Here is a 16,354-nt window from a genome sequence, read left to right on the forward strand (position 1 = left end):
ATCAAAATATTGAAATGAAAAAATATGGAATATATTTTTCATACATGGATTCCATTTCGCTCCATTTTGCTATCGCAGGCTCTCAGCCGAGGCTGATAACCAGAATAGAGCCCGCTCTTAATAACCGGAGGCTGTCATGTCACAACCACTCGAGGTGATCTGTCTGGGACGCGCTGCCGTCGATCTCTACGCGGATCAGATCGGCGCTCGGCTCGAAGACGTTACCAGCTTCAGCAAGTATCTTGGCGGCAGTTCGGCCAATGCCTGCTATGGTGCTGCCCGTCTCGGCCTTGGTGCTGCCATGCTGGCGCGTGTTGGTGATGAGCAGATGGGTAACTTCGTGCGTGAGGAGCTTGCCAGGGCTGGTGTTGATGTTAGCCATATGCCCGTTGACCCCGATCGTTCCACTGCGCTGGCAATACTTGCCATCAAGGATCGCGATACTTTCCCGCTGCTTTTCTATCGCAACGATTGCGCCGATATGGCGACCTGCGCCGATGATGTTGCGCCAGAGTTCATCGCAAGTGCCAAGGCTTTCGCCATTACCGGCACCCACCTCTCGACGGAAACCACAGCAGGTGCCTGCCGCAAGGCGCTTGATGCTGCTCATCAGGCGGGTACCAGGTGTCTTCTCGATATCGACTACCGCCCGGTGCTTTGGGGGCTGACGCGCCTCGGAGATGGTGAAACGCGTTTTGTTGCTCATCAGCAGGTAACCGAACACTTGCAACAGTGGCTGGGTGATTTCGATGTCATCGTTGGCACCGAAGAAGAGTTCCATATCGCTGGCGGCACCACTGATACCATTGCTGCACTCAAGCGGGTACGTGAGCTTACCCAGGCTGTTCTGGTCTGCAAGTTAGGGGCTTTGGGCTGCACGATCTTTCCAGGCGCAGTAGGGGATAGCGTTGAAGACGGCGTGCTGGTCAAGGGCGTCAAGGTGGACGTGCTTAATGTGCTGGGTGCCGGGGATGCCTTCATGGCGGGCTTTATGCGCGGCTATCTGCGCGATGAAAGCTGGGAGACCTGCGCTGCTTATGCCAATGCCTGCGGTGCTTTGGTGGTCTCACGCCATGGCTGTGCGCCCGCCATGCCTACCGAAGAAGAGCTGTTTGACTACCTTGAACGCCGCACCAGCGTGCCGCGTCCTGATCTTGATCAGCAGCTTAATCATCTTCATCGCGTCACCACACGCGCACCGTCCGAATGGCCCCTGGTGTGTGGCCTGGCCTTCGATCACCGTCGTCAGCTGAGTGACATTGTCATTGAGACAGGAGCGGACGAGGCACGGCTACCAAAGCTCAAGGAGCTTTTGATCGCGGCTACCGAGCAGGGGGTCTCCCGCAGTGGGCTGCCAGTACCGCCGGCCATTCTCTGCGATGACATCTATGGTCAAGATGCGCTTAACGCCGCTTCGGGGCGTGGCTGGTGGATTGGGCGACCGGTGGAATTGCCTGGCTCCCGTCCATTGCGGTTCCAACACGGCGACGATATTGGCTCGCAGCTACGTTTCTGGCCCCATGAGCACATTATCAAATGTTTGTGCTTCTACCATCCTGATGACGAGTACGCTCTGCGTGTCGACCAGGAGCAGAAGCTGCAGCAGCTCTATCAAGCCGCATTGGTATCGGGGCATGAGCTGCTGATTGAAATTATCCCTCCCCGTGACATGGCGTCTGACGACATGACGCTTGCCCGTGCGCTGAAGCGTCTCTACAACCTTGGCATTCGCCCCGACTGGTGGAAGCTTCCATCCATGAGCGATACCGCGTGGCACAACATCACGCAGGTCATCGACGGTGCGGATCGTCACTGTCGGGGTGTAGTGCTGCTGGGCCTGGACGCTCCCATGGAGGAGATCAAAGAGGGCTTCGCTACTGCCCAGCGCCACTCGATCTGCAAAGGGTTCACTGTGGGTCGCACGCTCTTTGCGAGCGCCGCCCGTGACTGGCTGGCCGGTGATCTTGATGACAATGCCTTTGTTGAGCGCGTGGCTGATAACTACGCCGAGTTGATCTCTTGCTGGACCGAGTTGCGTGGTCCTCATGCAGCCACTGATTCCGTTAGCACTCAGGGAGCCTTGTCATGAGCACTGTTCGACTCACCATGGCGCAGGCGCTGGTACGCTATCTTGCGGCTCAAAGCATCGAAGTGGATGGTCAGGTAGAGCCACTCTTTGCAGGTGTCTTTGCGATTTTCGGGCATGGCAATGTGGCAGGTATGGGTGAGGCGCTGTATCACTGCCAGGACAGCCTGCCCACCCTGCGCGCTCACAATGAGCAGGGCATGGCGCATGCTGCCATCGCGTTTGCCAAACAGCAGCGCCGTCGCAGAATGATGGCCTGCACTACCTCGATAGGCCCGGGAGCGCTCAATATGGTGACGGCAGCTGGTCTGGCCCACGCCAACCGCTTGCCAGTGCTGTTGTTGCCCGGGGATACCTTTGCCAGCCGAGCACCTGATCCGGTGTTGCAGCAGGTAGAGCATTTCGGTTCGCCCTCGACGACAGTCAACGACTGCTTTAGACCGGTATCGCGCTATTTCGACCGTATTAATCGCCCTGAACAGCTATTGAGCAGCTTGCCCGCAGCGCTTGCGACCTTGCTCGATCCTGTTGATTGCGGACCCGCCACGCTGGCACTGCCGCAGGATGTGCAAACCTTCGCTTACGACTATCCAGAAGCGTTCTTTACTCCCCAGGTACACCGTGTGCGTCGCCCTGCTATCGAGCAGTGTCAGCTTGATGCGGCAGTAGAAGCATTACTCAAGGCTGAACGGCCATTGATCATTAGCGGTGGCGGCACGCTCTATTCAGGCGCGGAAGAAGTGCTGGCGAACATTGCGGAGCAGCATGGCATTCCCGTGGCTGAAAGCCAGGCAGGAAAGGGGGCGCTAAGCGCCCACCATCCTTTCAATGTCGGGGCGATTGGAGTGACTGGCAGCGCCGCAGCCAATGCGTTGGCGCGTGAGGCCGACGTCATCCTTGCCGTGGGGACACGCCACCAGGATTTCACTTCCGGCTCATGGGCACTCTATACCGAGCAGCTCCCTCTACTGATCAATCTCAATGTCGCGCGCCACGACGCCTTTAAACACAACGCTCTGGCGGTCATCGGTGATGCTCTGGAGGGGCTTCAGGCTATTTCCGAGCGCCTTGATGGTTGGCAGGCATCTTCTGAGTGGCAACAGCGTAGCCGTGATGAACGCGATGCCTGGCTCAAGGTGGTTGAGCAGGTAACAGCGCCCACTTCAGTAGCGCTTCCAAGTGATGCTCAGGTTCTGGGCGCCGTCAATCGCTCTGCCGGTGAACAGGCCACCGTCGTGTGCGCGGCCGGCGGTCTGCCAGGGGAGTTGCACAAGCTTTGGCAGGCTTCTGGTGCCGGGAGCTATCACGTTGAGTATGGCTTCTCGTGTATGGGGTATGAGCTGGCCGGCGGCCTCGGCGTCAAGATGGCCGCCCCTGAACGCGAAGTTTATGTGCTGGTCGGAGACGGCTCTTACCTGATGCTCAACTCTGAGCTGGCGACGTCGGTGATGCTGGGTCACAAGCTGATCGTAGTAGTGCTTGATAACCGTGGCTTTGGCTGTATCAACCGTTTGCAGCATGCCACTGGCGGTGCCGGCTTCAATAATCTGCTCAAGGATTGCCGCACCGTAGGGGGTGGAGCACCCAAAACCGACTTTGCACAGCATGCGGCCGCGCTCGGCTGCCTCAGTGAGAAAGTGGAAGGCATCGAAGGGCTTGAAGCGGCGCTTGAACGGGCCAGAGCAGCAGACCGCAGCTATCTCATCACTCTCGATACAGATCCGCTCGAATCTACTGAAGAGGGCGGCGCATGGTGGGACGTGGCAGTGCCTGAAGTGTCACCCCGTGATGAGGTGAACAAGGCATATGCGGGCTATCTAGAAGCCAAGTCGCATCAGCACTGATCTCTACCAAGGACAAGACCATGTCAATTCGTCTGGGCATTAACCCTTTGAGCTGGACCAACGATGATCTTCCCACTCTCGGTGATGAAACGCCGCTTGAGACGTGCCTGCGCGAGAGCCGAGAGGCAGGCTTTGAAGGCGTCGAGCTGGGGCGCAAGTTCCCGCGTACTGCCGAGCAGTTGAAGCCGCTGCTTGAGGTGGATGACTTAGCACTGGCATCCGGCTGGTATTCAAGTCACCTGCTTGAACATAGCGTCGAACAGGAGCTACAGCTTCTGGAGCCACACTTGCGCCTGCTCAAGGCTTTTAACGTAACCGCCATGGTGTTCTGCGATACCAGTCGCTGTGTACACCTGGATCAGCAATGCCCGCTATCGCAGCGGCCCCGCATGAGTGATGAGGAGTGGCAAGGCTTTTGTGCGGATCTTGAAGTGATGGCACGTCATCTCGCCGATCACGGTATTGCGCTCGCCTACCATCACCATATGGGCACGGTGGTGCAGAGCGGCGATGACATTGATCGCCTGATGGAGAACACCAGTGATCAGGTGGGGCTGCTGCTCGATACCGGGCACTGTGCCTTTGCTGGCGTGTCTCCACAGCGGGTCGCTGAGCAGTGGGGCGCGCGGGTGCGCCACCTGCATTGCAAGAATGTCAGGCTGCCGATCGTAACGGAATCTCGTAACCGGGACTTCAGCTTTCTCAACGCGGTGCTTAGCGGTGTCTTTACCGTACCCGGTGATGGCGATCTGGAGTTCGATGAGATCTTCGCGGCCCTTGAGAAGCACCACTACAGTGGCTGGGCGATCTGTGAAGCCGAACAGGATCCGGCTGTCGCCCCGTCTCTCCGTTATGCCCGCAAGGCTCATCAGTTCCTGACTCAACAACTGCAACTGACCCGCTCTCCCGCCTGAAGAAGCTGGTGTCACTACGCAAGGAGATTTCCCATGCAACGTATTACCCATTTTGTTGACGGCAGCTCTACCTCTCTCGAATCGACCCGTACGTCGGCGGTGTATAACCCTTCCACGGGTGAGCAAAGCGGTGAGGTATTGCTCGCTTCTGCCGACGATACGCGGGCTGCCATTGCTGCCGCCGCAAGAGCCTTTCCGGCGTGGTCAGCTCTCTCTCCTCTGAAACGCGCACGAGTGCTGTTTAACTACAAAGCGCTATTGGAGAAGCACGCTGATGAATTGACGACGCTGATCTCGAATGAGCATGGCAAGGTCTTCTCCGATGCGCGCGGTGAGCTTACCCGTGGTATCGAAGTGGTCGAGTTCGCCTGCGGTATGCCTCATCTACAAAAAGGTGAAAATTCACCTCAGGTAGGAACGGGCATCGACAGCTTCTCACTGATGCAGCCATTGGGCGTATGTGCGGGCATCACACCCTTCAATTTCCCGGCGATGGTGCCTATGTGGATGTTCCCCATCGCTATTGCAGCCGGTAACACCTTCGTACTGAAGCCTTCTGAAAAAGATCCTTCCGCTACCAAGCGGATGGTGGAGCTATTCAGTGAGGCAGGTTTGCCCGATGGCGTACTCAACCTGATCAATGGTGATAAAGAGTCGGTGGATGTGCTGCTGACAGATCCTGCTATTGAGGCGGTGAGCTTTGTTGGTTCGACACCGATTGCGGAATACGTTTACAGCACGGCTTCAGCGCACGGCAAGCGCGTACAGGCGCTAGGGGGAGCCAAAAACCACATGGTGGTGATGCCTGACGCTGATCTTGACCAGACAGCGGATGCGTTGATTGGCGCCGCTTATGGCAGCGCCGGTGAACGCTGCATGGCAATTTCGGTGGCGGTGCCCGTTGGCGAAGAGACCGCTGAAAAGCTGCGCAGCAAACTGCTTGAGCGCCTCGATAGATTGAGAATTGGTCCGAGCATCGTTGATGGGCAGGACAATGATATGGGGCCTCTGGTCTCCCGTGCTCATCTCGACAAGGTGAGTGGCTATATCGCTTCTGGCGTAGAGCAGGGGGCTGAGCTGGTGCGTGATGGTCGCAATTTTGAGGCTGACGGGAATGGCTTCTTCATTGGCGGCACGTTATTCGATCACGCCAAGCCTGGAATGCGTATCTATGACGAAGAGATTTTTGGCCCGGTGCTGACGATTGTTCGAGCCGCCAGCTTTGATGAAGCCCTTGAACTCGTCAACGCACATGAGTTTGGCAACGGCTCTGCCATCTTTACGCGCGACGGCGACAGCGCGCACCAGTACTACAGCCGCGTCAAGGCGGGCATGGTCGGTATCAATGTGCCGATCCCGGTACCCATGGCGTTCCACTGTTTCGGTGGCTGGAAGCGCTCTCTGTTTGGTGCCTTGCACACTCATGGGCCGGATGGCGTGCGCTTCTACACCCGCATGAAAACGGTGACCGCGCGCTGGCCGTCTGGATTACGTGAGCAGACCAACCACTTCACCATGCCAACCAACTGAGCTACGCCTTGTTGTGGAGAGTAACCATGTCATCAATCGCTGTTGAAGCAGTACCCGATGCCCGTCAGGCCGTTAAAGAGAGCCTGGCCCCTTATGGCTTAAAACTGGCGGTATCACCGTTGAGCTGGACCAACGATGTTATAGAAGAGTTCGGTGACGACACTCCGTTCGACAATTTCATGGATGCCGCCGCCAATCTTGGCTTCCAGGGTATCGAGTTAGGACGCAAGGTGCCGCGTGATGAGCGGCTGAAATCGGCCTTGGCGTCGTATCAACTGGAACTCGCCAGTGGCTGGTATTCGGGCGCGCTTGCCCACCCCGACCGGACGCCAGAGCAGGAGCTGCGTGAAGTAGAAAGCCACGCTCAACTGCTGGCAGAGAATAACGCCAGGGTGATGGTCTACGGCGAGTGTGGCTTGCTGGATGCCGCCCGTGCTTTTGATGTGCCGCTATCGGCGCGGGGCAAGGTCAGTGACTGGCGTGGATACGGTGACAGGCTTAGCCGTTTTGCTGAATCACTCAAGGAGCATTACGGCCTGGCCCTCTCCTTCCATCAGCACCAGATGATGCCGGTAGAAACGAGTGATGAGCTCGACAAGTTAATGGACGCTACCAGTGATGCCGTCGGTCTGTTGTTCGACAGTGGCCATATGTTTGCTTCCGGCGTCGAACTTGGCCCGACGCTGAAACGCTACGGCAAACGCATTAATCATATTCATCTCAAGGATATTCGCGCGAGCATCAATCAGCGCATCTACCAGAACGATCTCACATGGCTGCAAGGCATTCGTGAAGGTATGTATGGCGTACCGGGCCAGGGAGTAATTGATTTCTCTCCTGTCTTCGACTTTGCCAAAGGGCCTGATTATCAGGGCTGGATGGTGCTTGAAGCGGAGCAGAATCCGGTACTGATGGAGCCGCTGCGTGTTGTCAGTGAAGGGCGCGAATTCATTCTCGATTTCTTCTGATGTTTGCAGGTGCGGTCGCGCTTCCTCTTTGGAAGGGAGCGCGGTGGCTCGCACCGGTTGTCACCGCAATATTCATTTTTGGTTAGGGAGCACAGGCTCATGAGCAGCAATCTCAATATCGGACTGATCGGCACCGGCTTCATGGGAGGCACTCACGCAGAAGCCTACCTGCGCGCCAGAATTCTTTATCCCGATTTACCCAAGCGCCCCCATCTCTATGCCGTCGCTGATGCCACACTTGATCTCGCGACTACGGCGCAACAGCGTTATGGGTTCGAAAAAGCCTTTGGTGACTGGCGCGAACTGGTGGCTGACCCCGCAGTTGATGTGGTGGATATTACGTCGCCCAACCATTTGCATTTCGAAATGGCGATGCTCGCCATCGAACATGGCAAGCATGTTTATTGCGAGAAGCCGTTGGCCATGAACGATGAAGAGGCCACACAAATGCGTGATGCGGCCGCTCGTCGTGGCGTCAAAACCATGGTGGCGTTCAATAACGTTAAAACCCCGGCAGCGATGCTTGCCAAACAGTTGATTGATGCCGGTGAAATTGGGCGTGTAACGCGCTTCCGTGGCACCTTCGATCAGGGCTTCTTCAATGATCCCAATCTTCCCTGGTCGTGGCGCTGCTCCTATCAGCATGGGGGCACTGGCGCTCTCGGTGACCTGGGGGCGCATATCATTTCTGTCGCGCAACTATTGATGGGCGATATCACCGAAGTAAATACGCAGTACCAGTCGCAGATTACCGAGCGGCCGGTAGCAGGGGCGGGCGCAGGCTATGGTAGCCGTGCGAGTGAAAATGCCGAGATGCGCAAGGTGGACAATGATGATCAGAACCAGAGCCTGGTGAAATTTGCCTCGGGGGCGGCTGGCGTTATTGAAAGTTCACGTATCGCTGCCGGTCGCTTTTTCGGCGTCTACTGGGAGGTTTCGGGAACCGAAGGAACGCTCTATATGGATGGTGAGCGTTTCAACGAATTACAGATATTCCGTTTCAACGATCCCAAGCCTGATCGAGGTTTCAAGACCATCTTTGCCGGTTCTCAGGTGCCCCAATACAGCGCGTTCTTTGGTTACGACTTTGGCGGTGGTGGACTGGGCTATTTCGACGTCAAGGTTATCGAGGTGCACGATCTGGTTGTAGGTCTGTGTAACGAAGACGACTGCTTCCCTAACTTCTCATTCGGCACGGACAATCAGCGCATTCTTTCAGCGATGGATGAATCCGCGCATAGCCAGCAGTGGGTCAAGGTTTAGGCATTCAGTTCATCATGGCAGACGCTCGATCCCATAAGTTCGAGCGTCGAAGGAGACAAGAATGAGTAATTCACCGCGTATTCGCATTGGTATGGTGGGCGGCGGTGTCGGTGCCGGTATTGCCACCGCCCACCGCGCTGCCATGCATCTGGATGATCGTTATCTGCTGGTGGCGGGCGCATTCTCCCGTGATGCCGAGCGTAATCGCCAATCCGCCGAGCAGCTCCACGTTGCTTCCGAACGTGTCTATTCCGACTATGCAGAGATGGCGCGCGCTGAGGCCGCACGGGAAGATGGCATTGAGGTCGTCACCATAGTGACCCCTAATGCGAGTCATTACGCCATTAGCAAAGCGTTCCTTGAGCAGGGCATCCATGTCATTTGCGACAAACCGATGACGGATGATCTAGCGCAGGCTCTTGAGTTGCAGCAACTGGCGGCTTCAACGGGACAGATTTTTGCGCTCACTCACAACTATTCCGCTTATGCCATGGTGCGCAAGGCTGCTGAAATGGTGAGTAGCGGTGCACTGGGTGAGCTGCGTATTGTGCAAGGAGAGCATGCCTCTGGCTGGGCGGCAGGTGATGTTGAGGAACAGCCCGACAATAAACAGGCAGCGTGGCGTATCGACCCGGAACAGGCCGGTGAGAATAGTATGGTGCTTGATTTGGGTACTCATATTCATCATCTCATGCGCTATGTGACGGGGCGTGAAGTCGAATCACTTTCTGCGACACTGAATACCGTCGTACCAGGCAGGCGTGTATTTGATGATGGTGAAATCAGTCTGCGGCTTTCAGGCAACCTGCGTGGTGGTATCTGGATCAGTATGGCGGCGACCGGGCAGGAACATGGTTTGCGCCTGCGAATATTTGGCAGCAAGGCATCCCTTGAGTGGCGTCATGAGGAGCCTAATCGGCTGGTGATTCAACACCTCGATGGGCGCAAAGAGATCATCGTGCAGGGGCAGCAAGGACTTGATGGTGAGGCGGCACGGCTTACCCGCATCGGACTGGGCCACCCTGAGGGATTTCTGGAAGGGTTTGCCAATTTATACGGCGACATCGCGGATGCCATCGAAGACTTTCGTCACACGCACCGTGTGCAGCGCGAAGGCCAGCGCTTTCCCTCCACCGATGACGGGGTAGCAGGTCTCAGGTTCGTGAGTGCGGTCAGAAAATCCCATGATCAGCAGTCCGCCTGGACGGAGGTTCAGTAAGGCGCTGCCCTAGCGTGCTTCATGTCACGTCAATGGGGCTGGTCATTCTGTCGTGTGGCTGGCCCCTCTTCAGGAGCTCAATATGAAACTGGCGATACTCGGTGCTGGCAATATTGCCAAAGTACATGCACAGACGGTGGCAGCACATCCCCATATCGAGTTTGCAGGTGTGGCTGATGCTGTTCCACAGGCAGCGGAGGCACTGGCCGAACAGTACGGAACCCAGGTTCTCGATAGTGAGGCGCTGTTTACAGATAAAGATATTGATGCGGTATTGATTGCTTCCTCTACTGCAACGCATGCCGACTTCCTTGAGAAAGCGGCTGAGCATGGCAAGGCCGTACTGTGCGAAAAGCCGGTCGCACTGGATCTTGAGCGGACCCGCCGCGCAGTGACCACGGTCCAACGCACCTCGATCGTGTGCGGCCTCGGCTTCAACCGCCGTCATGATCCTCAATATCAGGAATTGAAGAAACGTCTCGTCGAAGGGCATATCGGTAATCTTGAAACGCTGATGATTATTAGCCGCGACCCTGCTCCGCCGCCTGTTGCTTATATCAAGGGCTCAGGCGGACTGTTCCGTGATATGACCATCCATGATTTCGACATGGCGCGGTGGCTGCTTGCTGACCCCATCCGTGAAGTACATGCCACCGGCAGTGCGCTGGTTAACAAGGAGATAGGGGCAGCGGGGGATATTGATACCGCCATGATCACGCTGGTCAGTGAACAGGGCCGGTTGTGCCATATTTCTAATTCCCGTCGCGCTGCTTACGGCTATGACCAACGCATCGAGGCGTTTGGCAGTGAAGGAATGCTGCGGGCACAAAATGAGGGTGAGACGCCGCTATTGTTGATGCGCGAGGAAGGAGAGCTTTCAGCACCGCCCAAGCATTTCTATCTGGAGCGCTACATGACAGCCTATCGTCGTGAACTCGACGACTTCTATATGGCCTGGAAGGAGCAGCGTGATCCGTTGGCAACCGCCGAGGATGGTTATCAGGCTCAACGCTTGGCGGAGGCGGCCAGCCGCTCCCTGCATAGCGGCCAGCCGGTCAGGCTGAGCGATATCAACTAAGCGCCCATATACTCACGCATCACCCCGTTCAAGCGCGGTAGCAGTAGAGCGGGGTCCTCTTCCCATAGCGCTGGGCTGATCAGCTCAATGGACCAGGGGCCTTGATAACCACAGGCATTGGTCGCAGCGGCCCAGGCGCGCAGGTCAATCTCCCCTTCCCCAGGATAATAGGCGCGGAGAATATTTTCGTCCCACGCTTCATCGGCGCGTGGAACTCGCCCATCACCGAAGTGAACGCAATAAATGCGTGATGGATCTAGTCTGGCAATATCATCCGGGGTATCGCCAGCGGCAAAGAAATGCCAGAAATCCAACACGATACCTACGTTATCGGCGCCCACTCGTTCGATGGTTTCATTCGCGAGAGCGATTGAGCGATAGGGTGTGAAAGCGGGCAGTTCAAGCATATAGCGGATACCGTAATTACGCCCTATGGCGGCAATATCTGTCATATTTCTAACGATGGAATCCATCAGGTGATCGACTGTTTGTCGATTGGCTTCCTCCCGCGGCATGACCATGACGGTATCGCAGCCTAACTGAGATGCCAGGCGAGTGATGGTTTCAGCCTCCTTCAATAGCGCTTGCCGCTCCACCGTTTCGTAACACTCAATATTATTAAGGGCGCTGACATAACCTGTGGTCAGGCCCGCAGCGCTGATATGCCCATTCAGCCTTTCAATGGTTCCACCATTCGCGAGATAGCGTGTCAGTTTTGGGTAGTAGATTTCGAGCATATCGAACCCCGACTGTGCCGCCAGACGAATATCCGTCATCAGATTGCCATGGACCGTGGTAATACCGTGCAGTGCCGTTGTCATGGAAAATATCCTGGTTTAGTCAATATTGGAGGGAATATATGTTTCATATTTGGGAGCTATGGGTAATAGAACATTATCCAGTACGACATCGCATCTAGACGAATGGACGATAGGGAAGTTTGAAAAAACAGATTCATTCGATACTTTGGTATTGCTACAAATGGATTAGATATAAAATATTTGTCTATACTTTCATGGTCTTGTCAGTGTTGTCCTGAAGATATTTATAAGAACCATTTAGGTAGATCTAAAGTATGAAGATCATAACGGAAAAATGGTGCTATTGTTCTGTTCTGGTAAATTTGGGAATTTAAATTCCACCTACACATAGCTGCCTGAATACTCTTCCAGCGCTGAAGCCCGTGAGTAACTTCATATGCAATCTGTTAAAGACGCCTTTCTTATCAGGGATCAAAGCCATAATGTTGGCTATGTAGTGAGAATCTGTGCTGTCGCGGCATTAGGTGGTTTTCTCTTTGGCTATGACACGTCGGTAATTTCAGGCGCGCTTGGCCCGCTGACCGAGCACTTTGAACTGGGGGGTGCGAGCACCGGCTGGGCCGTTTCCAGCGTTGTACTGGGATGCATTATCGGTGCCTTTTCTGCGGGGCTTCTTGCCAAAACTCTGGGGCGCCGTAATGCTCTGTTTATTTGCGCCTTGCTCTTTCTTGTTCAAGCGGTAGGGGCCGCGCTGGCGCCTACATTCTTCCAGTTTATTTTCTACAGGATATTGGGAGGCGTAGCCGTAGGAATTGCCTCGGTAGTATCTCCCATGTATATCTCCGAAGTGTCGCCCAAGGATATGCGCGGGCGCGCTTTGATTATGCAGCAGTTTGCGATCGTGGTCGGACAGTTGGTGGTCTATGTCATTAACTATCTAATTGCGGTAGAGGCGACCCATGAATGGCTGGTGGAGCTTGGCTGGCGCTGGATGCTTGCCTCCGCCGTTGTCCCCTGTGTGGTATTTCTGCTGGTGCTGTTTTTTATCCCGGAATCACCGCGTTGGTATGCAATGCGCAACAAGGACCAGCAGGCATTCAAAACGCTTAGCAGAATTTCCAACCCTGAACATGCGCAAGTGGTGCTTTCCGAAATCAAGGAGTCTCTCCGGCAGGATAGCGTACATTCAAGCAGCTTCAGGGCATTGTTCAGAAACAAGACGGCACTCTGGATTATTTTTGTCGGCTCAATGGTGGCGGGTTTGCAGCAGCTAACGGGGGTAAACATTGTTGTCTATTACGCTCCCTTATTATTGGGCAGCACGGGCGACAGTATCCAGGAGGCTCTGTTTCAGACAATTTGGGTCGGTGCTGGCAACTTTGCGGGTTGTATTCTCGGTGCCTGGTTGATTGATCGAATTGGGCGTCGTCCGCTGGTGAAGTGGGGATCGCTGGGCATGGCCTGTGGTCTGCTGATTGCTTCATGGGCACTCTATACCCAGAGCCAGGGTCCTGTAGCGGTGCTCGGATTGATGCTTTTCATGACCACCTTTGGCTTTTCCTGGGGGCCGATTACCTGGGTGCTGGTATCCGAAGTATTTCCTAATCGGATGCGCTCGGTGGGGATGAGTATTGCTGGCTCTTCCAACTGGATATTCAACTTTTTGGTGGCGCAATCCTTCCCGATGCTGGCAAGCAACGCCTTTCTTTCCAGCCATTTCCATGGTGCCTTCCCGATGTGGTTGTTTGCGGTGCTCTGCCTTGCGGCCATGTGGTTTGTGCTCAAATATGTGCCCGAGACAAAAGGCGTTGCACTGGAAAATATAGAAGCGCTCATGATGACGAAGCAAGCGGCCAGCAAGGAGTAAGAGGGCAGGCAGGAGCAGCCTGCTCGGTTCTGGCGTGTAGCCGTTCATCGGTAAAAACTGTATTCACATACCCGTACAAATTGTGCTCGATGGAGCGCAGGGTATTCCCAGTGGGCCAGTGCCTGTGCGCCTTCCACATGAAGGATTCCGAGCCGGGGGGAGAGCGTAATCGACTTTTGTGTAGCGTAATTTCTCCGAATGTCTAGCTATATAAACTAAAGGATAAACGCAAATAGCAGTCAATGAGCGTATTTTGCTTCCGATTTAAGGACGCTAGGCACATTTTTGATAAAAAAAGTGGGGAAATCATGCAGAAAAATGGGGTGATGTCGATCATCGTGAGATTGATCGGTGTCGTGGAAGCACTCATGGGGATAGGGCTGGCTGCTGGTGGTGCCTATTTGGTGAGCCAGGGCGATACTTGGGCATATCTGCTCTTGGGAGTGCTTCTTGCTCTCGCCGGCATTGGCGTTATATGCCGTAAGGGGTGGGCGTTATGGGTGGCTCTGATTACACTTGTGGTCAGCGTGATCTGGGCCTTCTCCGAAGTGGGCAACCATTTCTGGCAGATATTCCCACGCATCAATATTTTTCTTGGTGTTGCATTGGTTACTGCGCTTGTTTCTCCCTGGTTACGCAAAGGGGACGGCAGCAGTGTTTTGGATTGCAAGGTCGCTGGCGGCTTATCGGTTATTCTTGCGGCAATCTTTGGGATTAACCTCTATCAGGTTTTCCAGCCCCATGCTGAAATTGCTGCATCAGGTGGCCCCGCCAAGGTATTGGATGAAAACGCAGGCAAGGCATCGGGTAACGATTGGCCGGCGTGGGGGCGTACCGTGGGCGGAGATAAATACGCCCAGTTCGAGCAGATAAATCGCGATACAGTCAAAAATCTTAAGGTCGCCTGGACATACCGTACCGGCGATATGGCTATTGATGGTGCTGAATACCAGGTTAATCCCATCAAGGTAGATAACACGCTTTATTTGTGTACTCCATTCAATAAAATTATTGCACTGGATCCTGTTACAGGTAAGCAAAAGTGGAAATATGATCCGCAATCCAAAGTGACCGAAAGTACCAGGGAGTGGAAGCGCTGCCGTGGTGTCAGTTTTGCCGATTTGTCGGAAAATGCCTCTAGTACCAATGAGCCACAGCAGAATGAGAATGCCAGTAATGGCGTTACCGCAGGTCAGTGTCGTAAACGTATTGTCAGCACTACCATTGATGCCCGAATCTTTGAAGTAGACGCTGAAACAGGCGAACTGTGTACCGACTTTGGTAACAATGGCTTTGTTGACCTGACAGAAGGCTTGAGTACTGCACCTGAAGAAGGTTCCTATAACGTTACTTCTGCTCCGTTGGTTGCTGATGGCGTCATCATGGTGGGCGGCAGAATGAACGATAACCTCTCTGTCGATGAACCGTCCGGTGTGGTACGTGGCTATGATGTGCGTACTGGCAAACTCTTGTGGGCATGGGACCCTCAGCGTGGCGCCAGCGATAGCACGCCATTACCTCCCGGTCAGACCTATGCCAAGGAATCCCCCAATTTCTGGGGAACCGCTGCATATGATCCTAAACTGGGCCTGGCTTTCTTCCCAACCGGTAACCAGACGCCTGACTTCTGGACAGGCAACCGGCATGACTACTCGAATGAGTACAATGATGCCGTGGTAGCGGTCGATATCAAAACGGGTAAAGAGCGTTGGCACTTCCGTACGGCGAATATCGACCAGTTCGATTATGATGTCAGTACTCAGCCGATTCTTTATGACATGCCGCAGCAGGATGGCTCTACGATTCCTGTACTGATTCAGGGCACCAAGCGTGGCGAAATCTTTGTCCTGGATCGTCGTACTGGTAAGCCAGTGGTACCTGTTGAACATCGTCCTGTTGCCACCGATGCCATGCCTGGCATGCAGGTTGCCAGTACCCAACCGTTCTCCAAGCTTGGTGTAGGTACAGATCCGCTCAAGAGCGCCGATATGTGGGGCGCAACCATCTTTGATCAGATGTATTGCCGCGCCGAGTTCAACAACCTGCGTTGGAAAGGGCCATTCACACCGCTTTCCGATAAACAGGAAACGTTGATTTGGCCTGGATATTATGGCGGTCAGAACTGGGGAGGCGGTGCCCTTGATCCGACCACGGGTATTCTGTACGTCAATGATATCCGCATGGCGATGACTGGACGTTTCCTCAAGCGTGAAGATGCTGCCAAGGCTGGTCTATCTCCGAGTACAGAAGGTGAATACTCCGAGCAGCTCGGTACCCCCTGGGGCGTTGAACGCCGCATGTTCCTCTCGCCTCTGGGAACACCCTGCTTCAAGCCGCCTTTTGGCTCCATGACCGCGATTGATCTTAATTCCCAGAAAACCCTGTGGAACGTACCGATTGGCGGCATCAAGGACGCTACCATGTACGGTATCTTCAAAAATGGCTTCAAACCGAATATTGATGTGCCGATTGGCATGCCGACTATGGGTGGGCCACTGGTCACCAAGGGTGGTTTGACCTTCTTCGAAGGCTCATTGGATAACTTCCTGCGCGCCTACGATAATGACTCCGGTAAGGAAGTATGGCGTTCGCGTTTGCCGGTGGGCGCTCAGGGTAGCCCGGTCACCTATGTTGCTGAAGATGGCAAGCAATACATTATTGTGGTGGCAGGTGGTGCAACACGTACCGGTACGAATGAGAACCGAGGCGATTACGTGATTGCCTACTCGCTGGATGATAAATAATGTGACAAACAGGCCCTGATCAATAGGTAGCAGGGCCTTTAAGCATGTAATTATTTGTCATTATCAAAGGTCAGAGCTGG

11 protein-coding genes are annotated in these 16,354 nt (G+C 54.8%); 10 read left to right on the forward strand and 1 reads right to left on the reverse strand.

Annotation, left to right across the window (positions count from 1 at the left end; translation table 11 throughout):
• The first annotated feature begins 136 nt into the window (after positions 1-136).
• From L881_RS0108590 to iolG, 8 genes are all read left to right on the forward strand, one after another.
• Entirely contained in the window at positions 137-2,089 is a 1,953-nt protein-coding gene (locus L881_RS0108590; RefSeq protein WP_025733297.1) for a bifunctional 5-dehydro-2-deoxygluconokinase/5-dehydro-2-deoxyphosphogluconate aldolase, read from the forward strand.
• Positions 2,086-3,930 carry a 3D-(3,5/4)-trihydroxycyclohexane-1,2-dione acylhydrolase (decyclizing) gene (iolD, locus tag L881_RS0108595; protein WP_025733298.1) on the forward strand — a complete coding sequence of 615 codons (1,845 nt, stop codon included), beginning with the start codon at positions 2,086-2,088 and terminating at the stop codon, positions 3,928-3,930. The genes L881_RS0108590 and iolD overlap by 4 nt, the downstream gene beginning before the upstream one ends.
• 20 nt (positions 3,931-3,950) lie before the next feature.
• Positions 3,951-4,844, forward strand: coding sequence for a myo-inosose-2 dehydratase (iolE, locus tag L881_RS0108600; protein WP_025733299.1), 894 nt, complete (start codon positions 3,951-3,953; stop codon positions 4,842-4,844).
• Between the two features lie 33 nt (positions 4,845-4,877).
• The gene (locus L881_RS0108605) at positions 4,878-6,374 is read left to right on the forward strand and encodes a CoA-acylating methylmalonate-semialdehyde dehydrogenase (protein WP_025733300.1); all 1,497 of its coding nucleotides are present in this window, start codon (positions 4,878-4,880) and stop codon (positions 6,372-6,374) included.
• Positions 6,375-6,400: 26 nt separating this feature from the next.
• A complete protein-coding gene (locus tag L881_RS0108610) occupies positions 6,401-7,342 on the forward strand; it encodes a TIM barrel protein (RefSeq protein ID WP_051464846.1) in 942 nt (313 codons plus the stop codon).
• A 99-nt stretch (positions 7,343-7,441) separates the two neighbouring features.
• A complete protein-coding gene (locus tag L881_RS0108615; RefSeq protein WP_025733302.1) occupies positions 7,442-8,605 on the forward strand; it encodes a Gfo/Idh/MocA family protein in 1,164 nt (387 codons plus the stop codon).
• Between the two features lie 61 nt (positions 8,606-8,666).
• Complete coding sequence (locus tag L881_RS0108620; RefSeq protein ID WP_025733303.1) at positions 8,667-9,824, forward strand: Gfo/Idh/MocA family protein; 1,158 nt, start codon at positions 8,667-8,669, stop codon at positions 9,822-9,824.
• 82 nt (positions 9,825-9,906) lie between these two features.
• Positions 9,907-10,902 carry an inositol 2-dehydrogenase gene (gene iolG, locus L881_RS0108625; RefSeq protein WP_025733304.1) on the forward strand — a complete coding sequence of 332 codons (996 nt, stop codon included), beginning with the start codon at positions 9,907-9,909 and terminating at the stop codon, positions 10,900-10,902.
• On the opposite strand, the gene L881_RS0108630 is transcribed toward iolG, so the two are convergent.
• Positions 10,899-11,723: a sugar phosphate isomerase/epimerase family protein gene (locus L881_RS0108630; protein ID WP_025733305.1), complete on the reverse strand. Its 825-nt coding sequence runs from the start codon at positions 11,721-11,723 to the stop codon at positions 10,899-10,901. The genes iolG and L881_RS0108630 overlap by 4 nt on opposite strands.
• 376 nt (positions 11,724-12,099) lie before the next feature.
• Between L881_RS0108630 and L881_RS0108635 the strand changes: the two genes are divergently transcribed.
• Positions 12,100-13,530 carry a sugar porter family MFS transporter gene (locus L881_RS0108635; protein WP_025733306.1) on the forward strand — a complete coding sequence of 477 codons (1,431 nt, stop codon included), beginning with the start codon at positions 12,100-12,102 and terminating at the stop codon, positions 13,528-13,530.
• Between the two features lie 308 nt (positions 13,531-13,838).
• Positions 13,839-16,274 carry a membrane-bound PQQ-dependent dehydrogenase, glucose/quinate/shikimate family gene (locus L881_RS0108640; protein WP_025733307.1) on the forward strand — a complete coding sequence of 812 codons (2,436 nt, stop codon included), beginning with the start codon at positions 13,839-13,841 and terminating at the stop codon, positions 16,272-16,274.
• Positions 16,275-16,354: the final 80 nt, after the last annotated feature.

The organism is Carnimonas nigrificans ATCC BAA-78 (assembly GCF_000526695.1).
GTDB classification, from domain to species: Bacteria; Pseudomonadota; Gammaproteobacteria; order Pseudomonadales; family Halomonadaceae; genus Carnimonas; species Carnimonas nigrificans.

Bases quoted from the DNA above. Each gene is read 5' to 3' on its own strand.
- L881_RS0108590 (WP_025733297.1), top strand. From the start codon at position 137: ATGTCACAACCACTCGAGGTGATCTGTCTGGGACGCGCTGCCGTCGAT.
- iolD (WP_025733298.1), top strand. From the start codon at position 2,086: ATGAGCACTGTTCGACTCACCATGGCGCAGGCGCTGGTACGCTATCTT.
- iolE (WP_025733299.1), top strand. From the start codon at position 3,951: ATGTCAATTCGTCTGGGCATTAACCCTTTGAGCTGGACCAACGATGAT.
- L881_RS0108605 (WP_025733300.1), top strand. From the start codon at position 4,878: ATGCAACGTATTACCCATTTTGTTGACGGCAGCTCTACCTCTCTCGAA.
- L881_RS0108610 (WP_051464846.1), top strand. From the start codon at position 6,401: ATGTCATCAATCGCTGTTGAAGCAGTACCCGATGCCCGTCAGGCCGTT.
- L881_RS0108615 (WP_025733302.1), top strand. From the start codon at position 7,442: ATGAGCAGCAATCTCAATATCGGACTGATCGGCACCGGCTTCATGGGA.
- L881_RS0108620 (WP_025733303.1), top strand. From the start codon at position 8,667: ATGAGTAATTCACCGCGTATTCGCATTGGTATGGTGGGCGGCGGTGTC.
- iolG (WP_025733304.1), top strand. From the start codon at position 9,907: ATGAAACTGGCGATACTCGGTGCTGGCAATATTGCCAAAGTACATGCA.
- L881_RS0108630 (WP_025733305.1), bottom strand. From the start codon at position 11,723: ATGACAACGGCACTGCACGGTATTACCACGGTCCATGGCAATCTGATG.
- L881_RS0108635 (WP_025733306.1), top strand. From the start codon at position 12,100: ATGCAATCTGTTAAAGACGCCTTTCTTATCAGGGATCAAAGCCATAAT.
- L881_RS0108640 (WP_025733307.1), top strand. From the start codon at position 13,839: ATGCAGAAAAATGGGGTGATGTCGATCATCGTGAGATTGATCGGTGTC.